We start from the raw sequence: 19649 nt of genomic DNA on the forward strand, positions 1-19649 counted from the left end.
ATTCCTGCAACACGTTCTACTGTGTGCGCGCCGCCGCGCAAGGGACGGACCGCGAGACGCCTGGAGGGGCCGTGCACCTTCGCTACACGCCGCAGCAACAGCGGTTGCGCGCCGAACTGCGCGCCTACTTCGCCGAACTGGTTCCCGGCCACGCCTACAACGGCATCGTCGCACCGGCCGCGCGCAAACGCCTCTACCGCGAGACGATCCGCCGCCTCGGAGCGGACGGCTGGCTCGGTGTGGGCTGGCCCAAGCAGTACGGCGGCCGCGGCCTGAGCCCGATGGAACAGTTCATCTTCTTCGACGAGGCGGCCCAGGCGGGCGTACCGCTGCCACTGATGGCGCTCAACACCGTCGGCCCGACGATCATGCAGTTCGGCAGCGACGAGCAGAAGGCGCGCTTCCTGCCGGGGATCCTCTCGGGCGAGATCGACTTCGCCATCGGCTACAGCGAGCCCGAGGCGGGCACCGACCTCGCCTCCCTCAGGACCCGCGCGGTGCGCGAGGGCGACGAGTACGTCATCAACGGGCAGAAGATCTGGACCACCAACGGCGACACCGCCGACTGGGTGTGGCTCGCCGTGCGCACCGACCCCGAGGCCCCGCCCCACAAGGGCATCACCATGCTCCTCGTGCCGACCTCGGACCCCGGCTACTCCTGCACGCTGATCAACACCCTTGCCTCCCACGACACCACCGCCAGTTACTACGAGAACGTCCGCGTCCCCGTCTCCCACCGCGTCGGCGAGGAGAACCAGGGCTGGCGGCTGATCACCAACCAGCTCAACCACGAACGCGTCACCCTCGCCGCGCACGGGACCATGGCCATCCGCGCGCTGCACGACGTCCAGCGCTGGGCCGCGGACACCAAGCTCGCCGACGGCCGCCGCGTCATCGATCTGGGCTGGGTGCGGGGCCGGCTCGCCCGCGCCCACACCCGCCTCGACGCCATGAAGCTGCTCAACTGGCAGACGGTGAACGCCGTCCAGGACGGCACCCTCACCCCGCAGGACGCCTCCGCCGTCAAGGTCTACGGCTCCGAGGCCCGGCGCGACGCCTACGCCTGGCTGATGGAGATCGTGGGAGCCGCCGGCCCCCTCAGGGAGGGATCAGCCGGAGCCGTCCTGCACGGCGAACTCGAACGCGGCTACCGCTCCGCGGTCATCTTCACCTTCGGCGGCGGCAACAACGAGATCCAGCGCGAGATCATCTCCTGGATCGGCCTGGGGATGCCGCGGGTACGCCGCTGACCCGGCAGTGACGAAGTCTCGCGCAGCCGGCCGGCTGAAGCGCCGGTCGCACGCCGTCGGCAGGATCAAGTGATCAGAGCCGAACGACCTGGCGGTCGGTGTCGAGGAAGGCGGACAGGCCGTCGAGGAGCCGGTCCACCTCCTCGGCGGTGTTGTAGGGGGCAAGGCCCACCCGCAGGGCGGGGTCCTCCAACTTCAGCGCGGTGAAGGGCTCGTGCGCGTAGAACGATCCGGCGGGAGCGAGGACGCCGCGCTCGACCAGGTTGCGCTGGGCATCGCGCGCGTCACGGTCTTCGAGGGTCATCAGGAGCGTGGGAGTGCGGTCCTGCGCCTTCGAGTGCAGGGTGACACGGTCGCCGAAGGACCCCAGCCCCTCCTCCAGCCTCCTGCGCAGCGTCAGCTCGTACGCGTGCAGGGAGACCAGGGAGTGCCTCAGACGCTCCCGGCGCGAGACCCCCGTACCCGGGTCCATCGCGGCGAGGAAGTCGACGGCCGCGGTGGCGCCCGCCAGGATCTCGTAAGGCAGCGTCCCGAACTCGAAGCGCTCCGGCACGGTGTCGGGGGAGGGCAGCAGCTTGTCCGGGACGAGAGTGCCGAGGAGCTCGGGCGCCGCGGCGAGCACCCCGCAGTGCGGCCCGAGGAACTTGTACGGCGAGCACACGAACAGGTCCGCCCCCAGCGCCGGCACGTCCACGAGGTGGTGCGCCGCGTAGTGCACCCCGTCCACGTACACCAGGGCCCCGACCTCGTGCGCCCGGTCGGCGATCCGGCGGACGGGCGGCTTGGTGCCCAGCACGTTCGAGGCCGCCGTGACCGCGACCAGCCGGGTACGGGGGGAGAGGGCCCGCTCGTACGAGTCGAGGTCGAGCTCCGTCGTCGCCGGGTCGATCTCGATCCAGCGGACCGTCACTCCGGCGCGCTCGGCCGCCTGGATCCAGGGGCGGACGTTGGAGTCGTGGTCCAGGCGGCTCAGGACGATCTCGTCGCCCGGGTTCCAGCCCTTGGCCAGGTGGCGGGAGAAGTCGTAGGTGAGCTGCGTGGCGCTGCGCCCGTGGACGATGCCGCTCGCGGGCATGTGGAGCAGGTCGGCGTAGGCGGCGCGGAACTCCGCGACGGCCCGCTCGGCGTTGAGCTCGGACGGGCTGACGGCACCGCGGTTGGACAGCGGCCCGGTCAGCGTCGCGGCGATCGCGTCGGCGACCGGGCGGGGGGTCTGCGTGCCTCCCGGCCCGTCGAAGAAGGCGAGGCCATGGTCGAGCGAGGGGAAATGGGCCCGGAGGGCGGTGACGTCTATGGCCATGGCCTCGGCTTTCTGTCGGGCGGCGGCTTGTGCGGCGTGCCGGGGAGGAGGTGCCTAGACTCTGACGCCCGCCGCGGAAGCATGTAAAGCGATGAATCAAGAAGAGAAAGTTCACGATTCATGAAGCCCCTGCCCGATCTGAAGATCCTCGCCACGTTCCTGGCCGTGGTGCGGCACGGCTCGATGGCCGAGGCCGCGGCGGCGCTCGGCTATGTGCCCTCGGCGGTGTCCCAGCACATCGCCGCGCTGGAACGCGACATGGGCATCGAACTGCTCGTCCGCCGCCCCGGCAGCCGGCTGATCCTCACCGCGGCCGGCCGCTCCTTCGCGCAGGCGACCGAGACGCTCTTCGACGCGACCGCACGATTCCGGGACACCGCCGACGCCATCGCCAACCGCGAGATCGCCGAACTGCGCGTCGGGACCTACCCCAGCGCGATGAGCCACCTGCTCCCGCAGGTCCTCTCCACGCTCAAGGCCCGTCGCCTCGGCCCCCGCATCCGCCTCATCGACGTGGAGACGCACGAGGGGCTGCCGAAGGTGAAGTCGGGGGACATGGATCTGCTGGTCGCCTACCGGTACCTGCCCGAGGACCCGCCGACCCCGTCCGAGGCGTGGACCATCACCCCCCTGGGGCGCGAACCGCTGGTCCTTGTCGCGGCCACCGAGCCGGGCCGCCGACGCCCGGTGGAGCTGGCCGAATGCCTGGAACGGGAGTGGGTGTCGGGCCACGCGCACAACGCCGACCGGCGTCTGCTGCACCGCTGGGCCGGAGAGCTCGGGATCTCGCCCCGGGTGACGCTGGAGACCGAGGACCTGCACAGCATGCTCGCCATGATCCGTGCCGGCCTCGCGGTGGGCCTGCTCCCGGCCACGCTCCTCGCCGGATCGGACGACGCGGCCGGGGTCGAGAGGGTCGTCCTGCCACCCGGGGTCCCTCCGCTCCACCGGGAGATCCTGGCCGTGAGCCGACCCGGTACCCGTCCTCCGGTCATCGACGAGCTGGTCGCACTGCTGGGCGGGGTACTCGGCGCGGGGGGACGGTGAGCGCCGCTTCGGAGCCGAAGACCGACATGCCGCGGCCCCGCCACGCGTCCCGCCCCGTACGAACTGCGCAGACGGGCCGCCATACTGGACGCGCCGGGGAGGGCGCAGAACAGCGACGGGGGCGACAGCACGAGATGGCGGAAACCAGGCTGATCCACGGCCGGTACCGACTGCTCGATCTCATCGGGCGCGGCGGCATGGGCGAGGTGTGGCGGGCCCGTGACGAGTCGCTCGGCAGGCAGGTCGCGGTCAAGTGCCTGAAACCGATGGGCACCCAGCACGACGAGTCCTTCTCCGACGTCCTGCGGGAGCGGTTCCGCCGCGAGGCCCGGGTCGCGGCCGCGCTCCAGCACCGCGGCGTGACCGTCGTCCACGACTTCGGCGAACACGACGGCGTCCTCTACCTCGTGATGGAACTGCTCGAGGGCCGCAACCTCAGCCAGCTGATGGAGGACAACAGGCAGCGGCCGCTGCCCGTCGGCGACGTCATCGACATCGCCGACCAGATCGCCGACGCCCTCGCCTACACCCACGACCAGGGCATCGTGCACCGCGACCTCAAGCCCGCCAACGTCATGCGGCTGAGCGGCGGAGCGGTGAAGATCTGCGACTTCGGCATCGCGCGCCTGGGCGAGGACATCGGTTTCACCTCCAAGCTGACCGGCACCGGCATCGCCATGGGCACGCCGCACTACATGTCGCCGGAGCAGATCGGCGGCAGCGCCGTGGACCACCGCAGCGACCTGTACTCGCTCGGCTGTGTCCTGTACGAACTGGCCACCGGCGCACCGCCGTTCGACCTCGGCGACACCTGGTCGATCCTCGTCGGCCACCGGGACGCCGAGCCGACACCGCTGCGCGAGGTACGGGAGGAGGTCCCCGGCTTCCTGGAGCGGATCGTGCTCGACCTGCTGGCCAAGACACCCGAGGAGAGGCCCCGGGACGCGCACGACCTGCGCCGCCGCATCGGCTCCGCCCACCGCCCGGGCGACGGCGGCCCCCGGGCCGTCCCGGTCCCGCGCCTGAGGGAGGCGTCCGCGGGCGGCGAGCCGCCGCTGCCCGACTGGACACGGGGCATGACGACCGGTCACAAGGCCGTGGGCACGACGGCCGTCCGGCCGCCCCTGCCGGACCACACCGCCGCGCTGACCGGGTCCTGGACCGCCCCGCCCGTGATCCCGCGTGTGCCCGCGCAGGCCGGCCCGCCCTCCGTCACCCTCCACGGCGGCGCCCAGCGCCCCACTCCGCAGCCAGAGCTCCTCGCCGTCCTCGCCAGCCGCCACAGCGCGGGTCTGAGCCTCGGCCGGCTCGGCCGCTGGGACGAGGCCGGCGAGGTGCACCGCGCGGTCGCCGCGGAACGGGCCGCGCTGCTCGGCCCCGACCACCCCGACGCCCTCGCCAGCCGGTACGAGGTCGCCTTCACCCTCATCAGGACCGGCCGGGCGGAGGAGTCGCTGGCCGAGTTCGCGTACGTCGGCGAGGGCCGGGAGCGCGCGCTCGGCCCCGACCACCCCGACACGCTCGCCGCCCGCCAGGAGACCGCGTACGTGCTGGGCCGGCTCGGCCGGTACGCGGAGGCGCACCACGTGTACGAGGCGGTCCTCGCCTCCCGCGAGCGGACCATGGGCCCCGACCACCCGGACACCCTGCGCTGCCGGCACAACCTGGCGTTCAACCTGAGCCGGCTCGGCCGGATCGAGGAGGCGTACCGCATGGCCGACGACGTGGCGGCGGCGCGCGCCCGCGTCCTCGGCGCCGGCCACCCCGACACGCTCGTCACCCGCTACGAGGTCGCCCACGCCCTCGGCCGGCTCGGCCGCTGGGCCGAGGCGCTCGCCACCCACCGGGACGTCGCCGCCGCCCGGGCGCAGGCGCTCGGTCCCGACCACCCGGACACGCTCGCCGCGCGCTACGAGGCCGGTATCAGCCTCGGCCGCCTCGGCCGCAGCGCCGAAGCCCTGGACCTGTTCCGAGCGCTCGTCGACGACCGCACCCGGGCTCAGGGCCCCACCGACCCCGAGACGCTGCGTGCCCGGCACACCTTCGGGGTCAACCTGGGCCGCCTCGCCCGCTGGCCGGAGGCGCTGGGAGAGGCGCGCGAGGTGTGCGCGCTGCGCGAGCGGGTCCTCGGCGCGGACCACCCCGACACGCTCGTCAGCCGCCGCGAGGTGGCCGTCGCCCTCGGCTGGCTGGGCCGCTGGCACGACGCGTATGCCGAGTACCGGCACGTCGCCGAAGCGCGCGAGCGGGTCCTCGGCCCCGGCCATCCGGACGCCCTGGCCAGCCGCAACGATCAGGCGCACTGCCTCGAACAGCTCGGCCGCCACGCGGAGGCCGTGGAGGTGTACCGGCGGGTCGCCGCGCTCCGGCAGCAGCGGAGCGGCGCGCCCGGATGCTGACCTGGGCCTCGTCACCGGATCAGGCCGGCAGGAGGGGGCGCGCCGCGGGCCGGAAGGGGTTAGGGTCCGGCCATGCCCGCACACGCCTCGTACGACGCCGTCATCGTCGGCGGCGGCCACAACGGCCTGGTCGCCGCCGCCTACCTCGCCCGCGCCGGACGCTCGGTCCTGCTGCTGGAACGCAGTGCGACCACCGGGGGAGCGGCCGTCTCGACCCGTCCCTTCGCGGGTGTCGACGCGCGCCTGTCCCGTTACTCGTATCTCGTCTCGCTGCTGCCCGACAAGATCGTGCGCGATCTGGAACTGGACTTCGCCGTCCGCAAGCGCACGGTCTCCTCGTACACCCCGCGCGGCAGCGGCGGACTGCTGGTCGGCGGGCCCACAACGGCGCAGTCGTTCGCCAGGGCCACCGGCGGGGAGCGGGAGTACGCGGCCTGGCAGGAGTTCTACGGCCTCACGCGCGAGGTCGCCGGGCGCGTGTTCCCGACGCTCACCGAGCCGCTGCCCTCACGGGAGGAACTGCGCGAGCGCGTGGGCCACGAGGGCGCGTGGCGGATGCTGTTCGAGGAGCCGATCGGCGTCGCGATCGAGAAGTGGTTCGCCGACGACCTCGTCCGGGGCGTGGTGCTCACCGACGCGTTGATCGGCACGTTCGCCGACGCCCACGACCCGTCGCTGGCGCAGAACCGCTGCTTCCTCTACCACGTGATCGGCGGCGGCACCGGCGACTGGGACGTGCCCGTCGGCGGCATGGGCGCGCTGACCGACGCGCTGGCCGCCGCGGCCCGCGCGGCCGGCGCGGAGATCGCCGTCGCGCACGAGGTCACCGGTGTCGAGACGGACGGCGCACGGGCCGAGGTCACCTTCCGCACCCCCGACGCGGAGGGGACGGTCGCCGCCCGGCAGGTGCTGGTGAACGCCTCCCCGCAGGCGCTCGCCGCCCTGCTCGGCGAGGAGTCGCCGGCAGCCGCCGAGGGCGCCCAGCTGAAGGTGAACATGCTGCTGCGCCGGCTGCCGCGGCTGCGCGACCGCGGCGTAAACCCGAAGGACGCGTTCGCCGGGACCTTCCATGTCTCCGAGGGTTACGAGCAGTTGGCGACGGCCTACCGGGAGGCGGCGGCGGGCCGGCTGCCCAGTGCTCCTCCCTCCGAGATCTACTGCCATTCGCTGACCGACCCGTCGATCCTCGGGCCGGAGCTGGTGGCGCAGGGCCACCAGACGCTGACCCTGTTCGGACTGCACACCCCGGCGCGTCTGTTCGCCGCCGACAACGACGCCGTGCGCGCCGAACTGCTGGCTGCCACACTCGCCGAACTCGACTCCTACCTGGAGGAGCCGATCGCCGACTGCCTCGCCCTCGACGCGAACGGCGAGCCGTGCATCGAGGCGAAGACCCCGCTCGACCTGGAGCACGAACTGCGGCTGCCCGGCGGGCACATCTTCCACCGGGACCTGTCGTTCCCCTACGCGGCGGACGGGACGGGGCGCTGGGGTGTGGAGACGGCGCACCCCAACGTCCTGCTGTGCGGCGCAGGCGCGGTACGCGGCGGCGGGGTCAGCGGCGTGCCCGGCCACAACGCCGCGATGGCGGCGCTGGGCCGGTGAGAACCTGAGGCCCGGTCCCGGTCCCGGTCCCGGTCCGGGGCCTGGCCCGGGACCCGGGACCGCGCGCGGCGCGTCGCTCGGTCCCGGTCGGCGCGTCGTGGCGCGTCGCTCGGTGCCGGGTCGGCGCGCGTGGTCGGTTCGCTCGGTCCCGGTCGGCGCGCGTGGCCCGTCACCCGGTCCGGGCCGTCGCGCGTGACCTGTCGCTCAGGTCGCCGAACGTGGCGGCCTCTCGCTCAGTCCGGGGACGGCGCCCAGCCGGCCGCCTCGATCCGTGCGGCGTCCGAGGGGCGCGCCTCGTCGAAGAGCGCGCGGCCGTGCTCGTCGTCCACGCGGATCGCGTCCACGTACACCCCGCGCCCGACGTAGAGCCGGTCGGTCGTGTACCGCCAGCGCAGGCGCACCTCCGTGCCGCGCCACGCCGACAGGTCCGCCGACAGCCGGTGCCAGACACGCCCGGACCAGCCGGTCGCCGTGCCCGCGGGATGCTGCTGCTCTCCTTCGTCGGGGTGCGTGGTCGTGAACGGCACCGGCTGCCAGCTCGCCCCGCCGTCCGCCGACGCCTCGAGGGACACCCGGTCCGCGCCGGGCTCGGTGTCCCACCACAGACAGCAGCCGAGCCGTCCGGCCGCGGGCCCGAGCGGTGGCAGGGTGAGGGTGGCGGTCGTGGCGCCCGCCATGCCGCCGAACCAGGCGGTGCGCCCGTGCGCCGGACGGACGGCGACGGCGCGCGCCAGGTTGTTCGCGGCCGCCACGCGGGGCGCGCTGCCCGAACGCCAACTGCGCACCGGGTGGACGGAGTTGCCAAGGACGACCAGGAACGAGTCGGTGGTCGGGTCGAGGACGAGGCTGGTGCCGGTGAATCCGGTGTGACCGGCGGTCCGCGGGGTGGCCATGGCGCCCATGTACCAGTGCTGGTGCAGCTCGAAGCCGAGGCCGTGCTCGTCGCCGGGGAACGCCGTGTTGAAGTCGTTGAACATCAGCTCGACGGATTCCGGCGCGAGGATACGGGAGCGGCCGTAGACGCCGCCGTTGAGCAGGGTGCGGGCGAGGATCGCGAGATCCCATGCGCGGGAGAAGACACCGGCGTGGCCCGCGACGCCGCCGAAGCTGTACGCGTTCTCGTCGTGGACCTCCCCCCACACGAGTCCGCGCTCCAGCCCCGACCAGGGCAGCCGGGCGTCCTCGGTCGCGGCGATCCGCGGCTTCCACTCGGCGGGCGGGTTGAAGCGCGTGCGGCGCATCCCGAGCGGAGCGGTGATCTCGTCGTGGAGCAGGGTGTCCAGGGTGCGTCCGGTGATCCTCTCCAGGACGAGCTGAAGCGTGATCAGGTTCAGGTCGGAGTAGAGGTACCTGCTGCCCGGGGCGTTCGCCGGGGCCTCGTTCCACAGCAGCCGCAGCCGGCCCTCCTGCGTGGGCTCCTTGTAGAGCGGGATCCAGGCCCGCAGGCCGGAGGTGTGGGTGAGCACCTGCCGCACGGTGATGTCCTGCTTGCCCGCTCCGCCGAACTCCGGCACGTACGAGGCGACGGCCGCCTCCAGCGCCAGGGCGCCGCGCTCGATCTGCTGCACGGCGAGGATCGAGGTGAACAGCTTGGAGACGGACGCCAGGTCGAAGACGGTGTCCTCGGCCATCGGGATCTGCTGGTCCGCGGGCAGCTCCACGCCCGTGTCGGTCACCTCGTCGTACGCGGAGTAGCGCAGCGCCTTCCCGATGGCCCGGTGCAGGGCCACCGTGCCGCCCCGCCCGGCGAGCAGCACCGCCCCGGCGTACCAGGGATGCTTGGGGGACGGGCGCAGGAACGACTCGGCGTCGGTGACGAGACGGTCGAGATGCGGGGCGAGCAGCCCGGCGCTCTCCGGGGTGCCGCGCCGCAACGTCGGCCGGCGGGCCGGCGCCGCGCCGCCACCGGAAGCGGCGCTCAGGGGCGCACCCGCGGCCGGCGCCGCGAAGGGGACGGACGCCAGGGTGAGCGCTCCGCCGAGGGCCAGGAGGCCGCCGCCCAGTCTTCTCCGGCTGATCGCCCTGCCCCCTCTGTCCGCTGCGTCCTCGGTCATACGGAATCCTTCCTGAAAGTATCTTTCGGATCTTCCGCGCCACGTGAAACTTTCTTGCCGGGCCGGTGGAGTGTCAACCACCCCAAGCAATCTGACGATCCATCAGAAAATGTCTTCCCTCGTCCGGCGGCCTGCGGCATCCTGCGCCCATGGAGACGGAGCTGAGCAGACGACTGGGCATCGAGCACGCCATATTCGGCTTCACGCCGTTCCCCGCGGTGGCTGCCGCCGTCTCCCGGGCGGGAGGCCTCGGCGTGCTGGGAGCCGTCCGTTACACGGCTCCCGACGACCTCGCACGCGACCTCGACTGGCTCCACGACCACGCCGACGGCAAGCCGTACGGCCTCGACGTCGTCATGCCCGCCAGGAAGGTCGAGGGCGTGAGCGAGGCCGACGTGGAGGCGATGATCCCCGAAGGGCACCGGCAGTTCGTCCGCGACACCCTCGCCGGGCACGGCGTCCCCGAACTCGCCGAGGGCGAGAGGTCCGGCTGGCGCATCACCGGCTGGATGGAGGACGTGGCCCGCCGCCAGCTCGACGTCGCCTTCGACCGCCCCATCAGCCTGCTCGCGAACGCCCTCGGCTCCCCGCCCGGCGACGTCGTCGGGCGAGCCCACGACCACGGCGTCCTCGTCGCCGCGCTCGCGGGCAGCGCCCGGCACGCCCGCCACCACGCCGAGGCGGGGATCGACGTCGTCGTCGCCCAGGGGTACGAGGCGGGCGGACACACCGGCGAGATCGCCTCCATGGTGCTCACCCCCGAAGTCGCGGACGCCGTCGCTCCGTTGCCCGTGCTCGCCGCCGGCGGCATCGGCAGCGGGGAGCAGATCGCCGCCGCGCTCGCGCTCGGCGCGCAGGGCGTGTGGCTCGGCTCGCTGTGGCTCACCGCCACCGAAGCCCGGCTCGGCTCCCGGGCGCTGACCGCCAAACTGCTGGCCGCGGGCTCCGGCGACACCGTCCGCTCGCGCGCCCTGACCGGCAAGCCCGCCCGCCAGCTGCGCACCGCGTGGACCGACGCCTGGGACGACCCGGCCGGTCCCGGACCGCTGCCCATGCCGCTGCAGGGCCTCCTCGTCGCCGAGGCGGTCTCGCGCATCCAGCGGTACGAGATCGAGCCGCTGCTCGGCACGCCGGTCGGCCAGATCGTCGGCCGCATGAACGCCGAACGCCCCGTCCAGGAGACCTTCGACGACCTGACCCGCGGCTTCGAGCGTGCCGTCGACCGCATCAACCGCATCGCCGGAAGGAGCCGGTCATGACCCACCCCGCAGGCGGACCGGGCGGGACGCAGGCACCGGGCGCTCCGGGCGTGCCCCGGACTCCGGGAGGCTTCTGGGCGCAGGCCGCAGCCGAACCCGGCCGCACCGTCCTGACCTGCCCGGACGGCGAGCAGTGGGAGGCGGGACGGCTGCACGCCGCCGCCAACCGGCTCGTCCACGGGCTGCGAGCGGCCGGGCTGCGGCGCGGCGACGCCTTCGCCGTCGTCCTGCCCAACGGCGCCGAACTGGTCACCGCGGCGCTCGCCGCGGCCCAGGCCGGTCTCTACCTCGTCCCCGTCAACCACCACCTGGTCGGCCCGGAGATCGCCTGGATCCTGTCCGACTCCGGTGCCGAAGTCCTCATCGCGCACGAACGCTTCGCCGACGCGGCGACAGCCGCGGCCGGCGAGGCGGAGCTGCCCGCGAGCCGCCGCTACGCCGTCGGCGCGGTGGCCGGATTCCGCCCGTACGCCGACCTGCTCGACGGTCAGCCGGAGACCCCGCCCGCGGACCGCACGCTCGGCTGGGTCATGAACTACACCTCCGGCACGACGGGCCGCCCCCGGGGGATCCGCCGGCCGCTGCCCGGCAGGACGCCCGAGGAGACGCACCTCGGCGGATTCCTCGGCATCTTCGGGATCAAGCCGTACGACGGGAACGTCCATCTCGTCTGCTCGCCGCTCTACCACACGGCCGTGCTGCAGTTCGCGACGGCGGCCCTGCACATCGGGCATCCCCTCGTCCTGATGGACAAGTGGGCCCCCGAGGAGATGCTGCGGCTCATCGACGCGTACCGGTGCACGCACACCCACATGGTGCCGACCCAGTTCCACCGGCTTCTCGCGCTGCCCGACGAGGTGAGGAAGCGCTACGACGTCTCCTCCATGCGGCACGCCGTCCACGGTGCCGCACCCTGCCCCGAGCACATCAAACGAGCCATGATCGACTGGTGGGGCGACTGCGTCGAGGAGTACTACGCGGCGAGCGAGGGCGGCGGTGCCTTCGCGACGGCCGAGGACTGGCTGAGGAAGCCAGGCACCGTCGGGAGGGCGTGGCCCATCAGCGAGTTGGCGGTTCTCGACGACGACGGAAAACCTCTGCCGCCGGGGGAGGTCGGCACCGTCTACATGAAGATGACGACGGGTGGCTTCAGTTACCACAAGGACGAGGCGAAGACCGCCCGGAACCGCGTCGGCGACTTCTTCACGGTCGGCGACCTCGGGTACCTGGACGAGGACGGCTGGCTCTTCCTGCGCGACCGCAAGATCGACATGATCATCTCGGGCGGGGTCAACATCTACCCGGCCGAGATCGAGTCGGTGCTGCTCACCCACCCGGCTGTGGCCGACGCCGCCGTGTTCGGCATCCCGCACGCGGACTGGGGCGAGGAGGTCAAGGCAGTCGTCGAAGTGGCGGACGGCCATGCCCCGGACGCGTCCCTCGCCGCGGACGTCCTCGCCCACTGCGCGGGCGCACTGGCCGCCTACAAGCGCCCCAGGTCCGTCGACTTCGTGACGACGATGCCGCGAGACCCGAACGGCAAGCTCTACAAGCGCCGGCTTCGCGAGCCGTACTGGCGGGGCCACGACCGCCCGGTGTGACGACCCCGGGCCCCGACGCCCGTACACCCCTGTGCTGCCGGTACCACCCCCGGGGCGGCGGGTCGCACGGTGCCCGCCCCCCGCCACGGGCGAGCGCGTCGCGCCCCTCCGCCAGGTCGGCCGGCAGCCGCCGACAGGCGCGCACGGTGTCGTCGAGGGCGAGCGCGGCAGCGGGCACCCGGTCGGCGAACTGCTGGTGCTGCTGATCAAGCGAGTCGGTCCACGCGGTCAGCACCGCGGGGGCCTGTCGACCGTCCGGTCGGTATCGTCCCTGCACTTGACGTTCCGTCACCGGCCGCACAGGATCGCGCCATGACAGGGGCACACAGCAGCACGGTCGACTCCCTCGTACGGCGCAGCGCCCGCCGCACTCCCGGCCGCACGGCCGTCCGCTACGCCGCACGCACCTGGACCTACGCCGAACTCGACGCCGCCGTCTCCACCGCCGCGGCGGTGCTGGCCGGCCACGGGCTGCGCCCGGGGGACCGGGTCGCGACCTACGGGCACAACTCCGACGCCTACCTGATCGCCTTCCTCGCCTGCTCACGGGCCGGGCTCGTCCATGTGCCGGTGAACCAGAACCTGACCGGGGACGACCTCGCCTACATCGTGCGGCAGTCGGGCAGTTCCCTCGTCCTCGCCGACCCGGACCTCGCGCCCCGCCTGCCCGCCGGGCCCCCCGTTCTGCCGCTGCGCGACGCCGACGGCTCCCTCCTCGCCGCACTCGCCGAGCCGCGGCCCTACCGGCACGCCGGACCTGAGCCACAGGCCGAGGACCTCGTCCAGCTGCTCTACACCTCGGGGACCACCGCCCTGCCCAAGGGCGCGATGATGACCCACCGGGCGCTCGTCCACGAGTACGTCAGCGCCATCACCGCGCTCGACCTCGAGCCCGGCGACCGGCCCCTGCACACGCTGCCGCTCTACCACTCGGCGCAGATGCACGTCTTCCTGCTGCCCTACCTCGCGGTCGGCGCGGAGAACACCATCCTGGACGCACCCGACGCGGCGCAGATCTTCGACCTCGTCGAATCCGGGCGCGCCGACAGCCTGTTCGCCCCGCCGACCGTCTGGATCGGCCTGTCCCACCACCCCGACTTCGCCACCCGCGACCTCGGCGCCCTGCGCAAGGCGTACTACGGGGCGTCGATCATGCCGGTGCCCGTCCTGGAACGGCTGCGTGACCGCCTGCCCTCACTCGCCTTCTACAACTGCTTCGGGCAGTCGGAGATCGGGCCGCTCGCCACCGTCCTCGGCCCCGACGAGCACGAGGGCCGGATGGACTCCTGCGGCCGTCCGGTGCTGTTCGTCGAGGCCAGGGTCGTCGACGAGGACGGCAAGGAGACCCCGGACGGCACACCGGGTGAAGTCGTCTACCGCTCTCCGCAGCTGTGCGAGGGGTACTGGGACAAGCCCGAGGAGACCGCGGAGGCTTTCCGCGACGGCTGGTTCCGCTCCGGGGACCTCGCGGTGCGCGACAGCGAGGGCTACTTCACCGTCGTCGACCGGGTGAAGGACGTCATCAACTCCGGGGGAGTGCTCGTCGCCTCGCGCCAGGTCGAGGACGTCCTCTACACCCACCCCGCGGTCGCCGAGGCGGCGGTCGTCGGACTGCCCGACGACCGCTGGATCGAGGCGGTCACGGCCGTGGTCGTGACCCGCGAGAAGGTCACCGAGGCCGAACTGATCGAGCACGCGCGCGAGAAGCTCCCCCATTTCAAGGCGCCCAAGAAGGTCCTGTTCGTGGACGGCCTCCCGCGCAACGCCAGTGGCAAGATCCTCAAGCGCGAGCTGCGCGACCGGTTCGGCGCCCCTTCGGCTCCCTGACGTCCACGATCCGCTCGCCCCTGCCTGACCATCCGGCAGTCCGCGGCGGCTGTGGGCAACATGGGTGACTGCCGCGGCCGGGACGGCGTGCCGGTCGTTCCCAGCACACGTCGCCCACCGGTTCCCGTTACGGTCCCACGTGTTTCCCTACGTCTCTCTCGGGGTGTGCGTGATGCGCCGACTCACTGTGGGGCTGGCCCTGCTGTCCTCCCTGGTCTCCTGGCCCTGGCTCGCGGGACATGCCGGCTCCGACCCGAACGCGGCCCGCGCCGGCAGCCGCGGCACGAACATCCTGATCGTGGGGGTCGACAGCCGATCCGGCCTCTCCGCCGCCGAGAAGCGGCGCCTTCATGTCGGCGGCGAGGGCTGCGACTGCACCGACGTGATGATGCTCGTGCACCTTTCCGAGGACCAACGGCGCGCAAGCATCGTCTCCATCCCCCGGGACAGCTACGTCGAGTACGCCACACCGGAAGGCGCCGCCACTCCGCCCCGCCGGGGCAAGATCAACGCCGCCTTCAAAATCGGCGGGGGTCCCCTCGCCGTACGCACCGTCGAGAAGGCCACCGGACTGCACATCGACCACTATCTCGAGACCGGCTTCACCGGCTTCGAACAGGCCGTCGACAACCTGGGCGGCGCGACCGTGTGCACGGACAAGCCGCTCAAGGACGAGAACTCCGGCCTCGACATCACCGAGGGAAGCCATCGCATCGACGGGAACGGGGCACTGCGCTACGCCCGCGCCCGGCACATCGACCGGCCAGGAGACCTCGGCCGGGTCCGCCGCCAGCAGCGGCTGCTCGCCGACATGCTGGAGGACCTGACGGCCCGAGGAGCGCTGGCCGGCCCCGTGAGCGCCGCGAGCACGGCTCACAAGCTGCTCACGTCCGTACGCACCGACGAGCGGACCGGCCTGGACGATCTTGTCCGCATCGGCTGGTCCCTGGGGCGGCTGTCGGCGGACCGTACGGAGTTCGCCACCGTGCCGATCTCCCACTTCGACCACCGGGTGCCCGGCGTCGGCTCCACGCTCCTGTGGCACAAGGCCCGCTCCCGGGCACTGTGGGACGCCCTGCGCGCCGACCGCCCCATCACCGGCGACATCCGCATCCTGCCCGTGCCCGAAACACGTGCCGAGACCGATCCCGCCCGTATCGCCGTACGTGTCGACGACGCCACCGTGGCCAAGGCCCTTCGGCGCAGCAAGTTCGTCGTGACGGACACCTCGGCGTCCGCTCCGGCGGTCCGGCCCCAGGGCCCCGCTGTCATCACCTACCCCGTCGGGCGTGAGGCGGACGCGGCCACCCTGGCCGCAGCGCTGCCCGGGGCACAGCAGCGGGCGAGCTCGCGGACCGATGCCGTCTTCGAGGTCGCCGTCGGCTCCGAGCCCGTCGCGGTCAGAACCGTCACCTACGACCGCAACGTCGCGGACGGCGCCCCCGTCACCGCGGACGACCTGCGCTGCACCGATCCGGCCAGGGCGCATCGGCACCGCTGACGGCCGACGCCGGGGGACCGCCGGGCCCCGTCCCGCGCGGCCGCACGGTCAGGACCCCCGCCGCTCCCTGAGGTCCACGATCCGCTTGATCTTGCCCACCGAACGCTCCAGCGTCTCGGGGTCCACCACCTCGACCGCGACCGAGACGCCGATCCCGTCCTTCACGGCCGCCGCGATCGACCGCTCGGCCTGCGCGCGCTGTTCCGCGGTCGCCTCGGCGCGCGCCTCTGCCCGGACGGTGAGGGCGTCCATGCGCCCCTCGCGTGTCAGGCGGAGCTGGAAGTGCGGAGCGACATGGGGGGTGCGCAGCACGACCTCCTCGATCTGTGTGGGGAAGAGGTTCACCCCGCGCAGGATCACCATGTCGTCGCTGCGACCGGTGACCTTCTCCATACGGCGGAAGACCCGGGCGGTGCCCGGCAGCAGCCGTGTCAGGTCACGCGTGCGGTAGCGGACGACCGGCATGGCCTCCTTGGTCAGCGAGGTGAACACCAGCTCGCCCTGTTCGCCGTCGGGCAGCACCTCGCCCGTGAACGGGTCGACCACCTCGGGGTAGAAGTGGTCCTCCCAGATGTGCAGGCCGTCCTTGGTCTCCACGCACTCCTGCGCCACGCCGGGGCCCATCACCTCCGACAGCCCGTATATGTCGACCGCGTCGATGGCGAACCGCTCCTCGATCTCCCGGCGCATCTCCTGCGTCCACGGCTCCGCGCCGAAGACTCCGACCTTCAGGGAGGTCGCCCGCGGATCGACGCCCTGCCGGTCGAACTCGTCGAGGAGCGTGTGCATGTACGACGGCGTGACCATGATGATCTCGGGACGGAAGTCCTGGATGAGCTGCACCTGCCGGGCCGTCATACCGCCGGAGGCGGGGATGACCGTGCAGCCGAGCCGCTCGGCGCCGTAGTGCGCACCGAGGCCGCCGGTGAACAGCCCGTAACCGTACGCGACGTGCACCTTGTGGCCCGGGCGGGCGCCCGCGGCCCGCAGGGAACGGGCCACCACGTCGGCCCAGGTGTCCAGGTCGCGCTCGGTGTAGCCGACGACGGTGGGGCGGCCGGTCGTCCCGCTGGAGGCGTGGATCCGGCGCACCTGCGACTGCTCGACGGCGAACATCCCGAACGGGTAGTTGTCCCGCAGGTCCGTCTTGGCGGTGAAGGGGAAGCGGGCGAGGTCGGCGAGCGTACGGCAGTCGTCGGGACGCAGCCCCGCCTTGTCGAAGGACTCCCGGTAGAACGGCACGTTCTCGTAGGCGTGGCGCAGGGTCGCCCTCAGCCGCTCCAGCTGCAGCGCCTCGAGCTCCTCCCGCCCGAGCCGCTCCGCCGCGTCCAGCAGGTCCGTCATTCGCCGTACTCCCGTCCCAAAACGGACGACCGATCATTCGGTCGTGCTGCTCTGGATCAGTAATTCAGCCCGCGCCGCACCCCGTCAAGGCATGTGCGCGGACCTCTGCGCCGGGCGGTGCGGGCGCGCTGTGCGCTCTTCGCGTAAGTCCGTTGCGCTCGCCCGGGGCGCCTGGCGAAGATCACGGCATGGGGACCTTCCGCACGTACGACGGGACAGAGCTGGCCTACGGGATCAGGGGGGAGGGGGAGCCGCTGATCTGCCTGGCCGGGGGTCCGATGCGGGCCGCGGACTACCTCGGCGATCTGGGCGGGCTCGGCGCGCACCGCCGGCTGGTGCTGCTGCACCTGCGCGGCACCGGTGACTCCGCCGTCCCGGCCGATCCGGCGGGCTACCGCCGGGACCGTCAGGCCGACGACGTGGAGGCGCTGCGTGAGCACCTGGGCCTCGACCGTGTCGATCTGCTCGCCCACTCGGCGGGCGCCAACCTGGCCCTGTACTACGCCGCCCGGTATCCCGGGCGCGTACGGTCCCTGGTCCTGGTCACTCCCGACACGAGTGCCGTCGGCATCACGGCCACCCCCGAGGACCGCAGGGAAGCGGCTCTTCTGCGGTCGGACGAACCCTGGTACGAGGCCGGGATCGCCGCACTCGACGCACTGCGGAGCGGACAGGAGTCGCCCGAGATCTGGGACGCGGTCAGGCCCTTCACCTACGGGCGGTGGGACGAGGCCGCCCGTGCCCATGCCGCCGCCAGGGAGAGCCAGTTCAACTTCGGCGCCATCGAGCACTTCTACGCCGAAGGCGCCGGCGAACCCGCCTCGGTCAGGGCCGCGCTCGCCGGTGTGCGGGCCCCGGTGCTCGTGCTCGCGGGCGAGCTCGACGGTGGCCCCCGCCCCGCCCGCGCCGCCGAACTCGCCGCGCTCTTCCCGGACGGCCGCCGCGTCGTCCAGGCGGGCACCGCGCACTTCCCCTGGCTGGACGACCCGGGCGCCTTCACCCGCGCCGTCGCCGCGTTCCTCGATGCGGACGTGCACAGCGTGCAGGCGGGCGATGTGCGGCTGGCCTACCGCGTGTGGGGCCATGAGAGCGCCCCGCCGGTCGTCCTCGCCCACGGCCGGTGCGGCAACAGCGTCCACTGGACGCACGTCGCCGAGCGGCTCGCCGCCACCCGCCGCGTGTACGCCGTCGACCTGCGGGGGCACGGCCTGAGCGAGTGGCCGGGCGGCTACGGATACGCCGCCTTCCGGGACGACCTCGCCGCCTTCGTCACGACGCTCGGCCTCGGGCCGGTCGACCTCGTGGGCCACTCGATGGGCGGGGCCGCCGCCCTGCTGCTCGCCGAGGAGAGGCCGGAGCTCGTACGCCGCCTGGTGATCGAGGAGCCCCCGCCGCTGCTGCCGCTCGATCCGCCGAGGCCGCCGGCTGTCCGCCCCGACGAGCCACTGGACTTCGACTGGCCGCTCGTGCCCGCCACGGACGCCGAGCTGAACGAGCCCGACCCCGCCTGGTGGGACCGACTCGAGGCGGTCGAGGCCCCGACCCTGGTGATCGCCGGCGGACCGGCGAGCAGCATCCCCCAGGACCGGCTCGCCGCGCTCGCCGCGCGGATCCCCGGCGCGCGCCTGGTCACCCTGGACGCGGGGCATCTGGTCCACGAGAGCAGGCCGGCGGAGTTCCTGGCCGCGCTGGAGGACTTCGGCATCTGACGCGGAGCGCACGGGCGGGCAGCGGTCACGTTCCGCACGGGCGCGTGAGCGGTCGGTACGTACGGACCCATTGCGGTGGTGCCGGCCCACGCGCGGAGGTATTCGCGCGGATCCGGGGAACATGGCGAGGAGAAGTTGAATCCCGCAAACACCCCGAGGTGAAGGAGTCCGCGATGCCTCAGCCAGAGGGAGCCGCACTCGAGGCCGTCCGAGCCCGCCGCGAGGAACTGCGGCAGCGCTACCTGCGGGCCCCGGGGGACCGGCCCACGACCACCGCACACGGAGTACACCACGTGGCGTTCATCTGCCGCGACGTGGAGGAGACCATCCGCTTCTACCAGGAGTTCCTGGGCTTCCCGCTCGTGGAGATCGTGGAGAACCGCGACTACCGCGGCTCGACCCACTTCTTCTTCGACATCGGCAACAACAACCTGCTGGGGTTCTTCGACTTCCCCGGCCACGACCACCCTCCCGCCACGGAGACGATCGGCGGCGTTCAGCACCTGGCCCTGTCGGTGGACGCGCAGCACTACACGGCCGCGCGCAAGAAGCTCGACGAGGCCGGTGTGGAGTACCTCGGCCCCGACCGGGGAGTCGAGGAGAGCCTCTACCTCCACGACCCCAACGGGGTCCCGCTGGAGCTGTACCGGGAGCGGCTCGGCATCTTCAACGGGGAGCAGATCCTGGACACCGTCGCCGACGACTGACCGACCCGGGACCCACGCGCGCCGTGCGCCGTCCTGTGTCCCTCCT

General features: G+C 72.8%; 13 protein-coding genes. 10 read left to right on the plus strand and 3 right to left on the minus strand.

Annotation, left to right across the window (positions count from 1 at the left end; translation table 11 throughout):
* The first annotated feature begins 71 nt into the window (after positions 1-71).
* On the plus strand, positions 72-1250 hold the full coding sequence (locus AB0K02_RS19515; protein ID WP_365993691.1) for an acyl-CoA dehydrogenase family protein: 1179 nt from the start codon (positions 72-74) through the stop codon (positions 1248-1250).
* A gap of 73 nt (positions 1251-1323) precedes the next feature.
* Here the strand turns inward: AB0K02_RS19515 and AB0K02_RS19520 are convergent, their stop codons facing one another.
* Positions 1324-2550, minus strand: coding sequence for a cysteine desulfurase-like protein (locus AB0K02_RS19520; RefSeq protein WP_365993692.1), 1227 nt, complete (start codon positions 2548-2550; stop codon positions 1324-1326).
* 120 nt (positions 2551-2670) lie between these two features.
* Between AB0K02_RS19520 and AB0K02_RS19525 the strand changes: the two genes are divergently transcribed.
* The 3 genes from AB0K02_RS19525 to AB0K02_RS19535 all read left to right on the plus strand — a co-directional run bounded on the left by AB0K02_RS19525 (position 2671) and on the right by AB0K02_RS19535 (position 7601).
* Complete coding sequence (locus tag AB0K02_RS19525) at positions 2671-3597, plus strand: LysR family transcriptional regulator (protein WP_365993693.1); 927 nt, start codon at positions 2671-2673, stop codon at positions 3595-3597.
* 134 nt (positions 3598-3731) lie between these two features.
* The gene (locus tag AB0K02_RS19530; protein WP_365993694.1) at positions 3732-5996 is read left to right on the plus strand and encodes a tetratricopeptide repeat protein; all 2265 of its coding nucleotides are present in this window, start codon (positions 3732-3734) and stop codon (positions 5994-5996) included.
* Positions 5997-6068: 72 nt separating this feature from the next.
* Positions 6069-7601, plus strand: a complete 1533-nt coding sequence (locus AB0K02_RS19535) for an NAD(P)/FAD-dependent oxidoreductase (RefSeq protein ID WP_365993695.1) — start codon at positions 6069-6071, stop codon at positions 7599-7601.
* A gap of 233 nt (positions 7602-7834) precedes the next feature.
* Here AB0K02_RS19535 and AB0K02_RS19540 read toward each other — a convergent pair whose 3' ends face one another.
* Positions 7835-9655, minus strand: coding sequence for a serine hydrolase (locus tag AB0K02_RS19540; protein ID WP_365993696.1), 1821 nt, complete (start codon positions 9653-9655; stop codon positions 7835-7837).
* A 149-nt stretch (positions 9656-9804) separates the two neighbouring features.
* Here AB0K02_RS19540 and AB0K02_RS19545 point away from each other — a divergent pair, with 149 nt between their 5' ends.
* The 4 genes from AB0K02_RS19545 (at position 9805) to AB0K02_RS19560 (ending at position 15843) form a co-directional block, all read left to right on the plus strand.
* Positions 9805-10914, plus strand: a complete 1110-nt coding sequence (locus AB0K02_RS19545) for a nitronate monooxygenase (protein WP_365993697.1) — start codon at positions 9805-9807, stop codon at positions 10912-10914.
* Positions 10911-12515, plus strand: a complete 1605-nt coding sequence (locus AB0K02_RS19550) for an acyl-CoA synthetase (RefSeq protein ID WP_365993698.1) — start codon at positions 10911-10913, stop codon at positions 12513-12515. The genes AB0K02_RS19545 and AB0K02_RS19550 overlap by 4 nt, the downstream gene beginning before the upstream one ends.
* A 312-nt stretch (positions 12516-12827) precedes the next feature.
* Positions 12828-14342: an acyl-CoA synthetase gene (locus tag AB0K02_RS19555; RefSeq protein WP_365993699.1), complete on the plus strand. Its 1515-nt coding sequence runs from the start codon at positions 12828-12830 to the stop codon at positions 14340-14342.
* 172 nt (positions 14343-14514) lie between these two features.
* On the plus strand, positions 14515-15843 hold the full coding sequence (locus tag AB0K02_RS19560; protein ID WP_365993700.1) for an LCP family protein: 1329 nt from the start codon (positions 14515-14517) through the stop codon (positions 15841-15843).
* A 48-nt stretch (positions 15844-15891) separates the two neighbouring features.
* On the opposite strand, the gene paaK is transcribed toward AB0K02_RS19560, so the two are convergent.
* Complete coding sequence (gene paaK / locus AB0K02_RS19565; RefSeq protein WP_365993701.1) at positions 15892-17187, minus strand: phenylacetate--CoA ligase PaaK; 1296 nt, start codon at positions 17185-17187, stop codon at positions 15892-15894.
* Between the two features lie 188 nt (positions 17188-17375).
* Between paaK and AB0K02_RS19570 the strand changes: the two genes are divergently transcribed.
* Both AB0K02_RS19570 and AB0K02_RS19575 read left to right on the plus strand, forming a co-directional pair.
* Positions 17376-18896: an alpha/beta hydrolase gene (locus tag AB0K02_RS19570; protein WP_365993702.1), complete on the plus strand. Its 1521-nt coding sequence runs from the start codon at positions 17376-17378 to the stop codon at positions 18894-18896.
* 173 nt (positions 18897-19069) lie between these two features.
* Entirely contained in the window at positions 19070-19603 is a 534-nt protein-coding gene (locus tag AB0K02_RS19575; RefSeq protein ID WP_365993703.1) for a VOC family protein, read from the plus strand.
* Positions 19604-19649 lie beyond the last annotated feature (46 nt).

It is taken from the genome of Streptomyces sp. NPDC049597 (assembly GCF_040675505.1).
Lineage (GTDB): Bacteria > Actinomycetota > Actinomycetes > Streptomycetales > Streptomycetaceae > Streptomyces.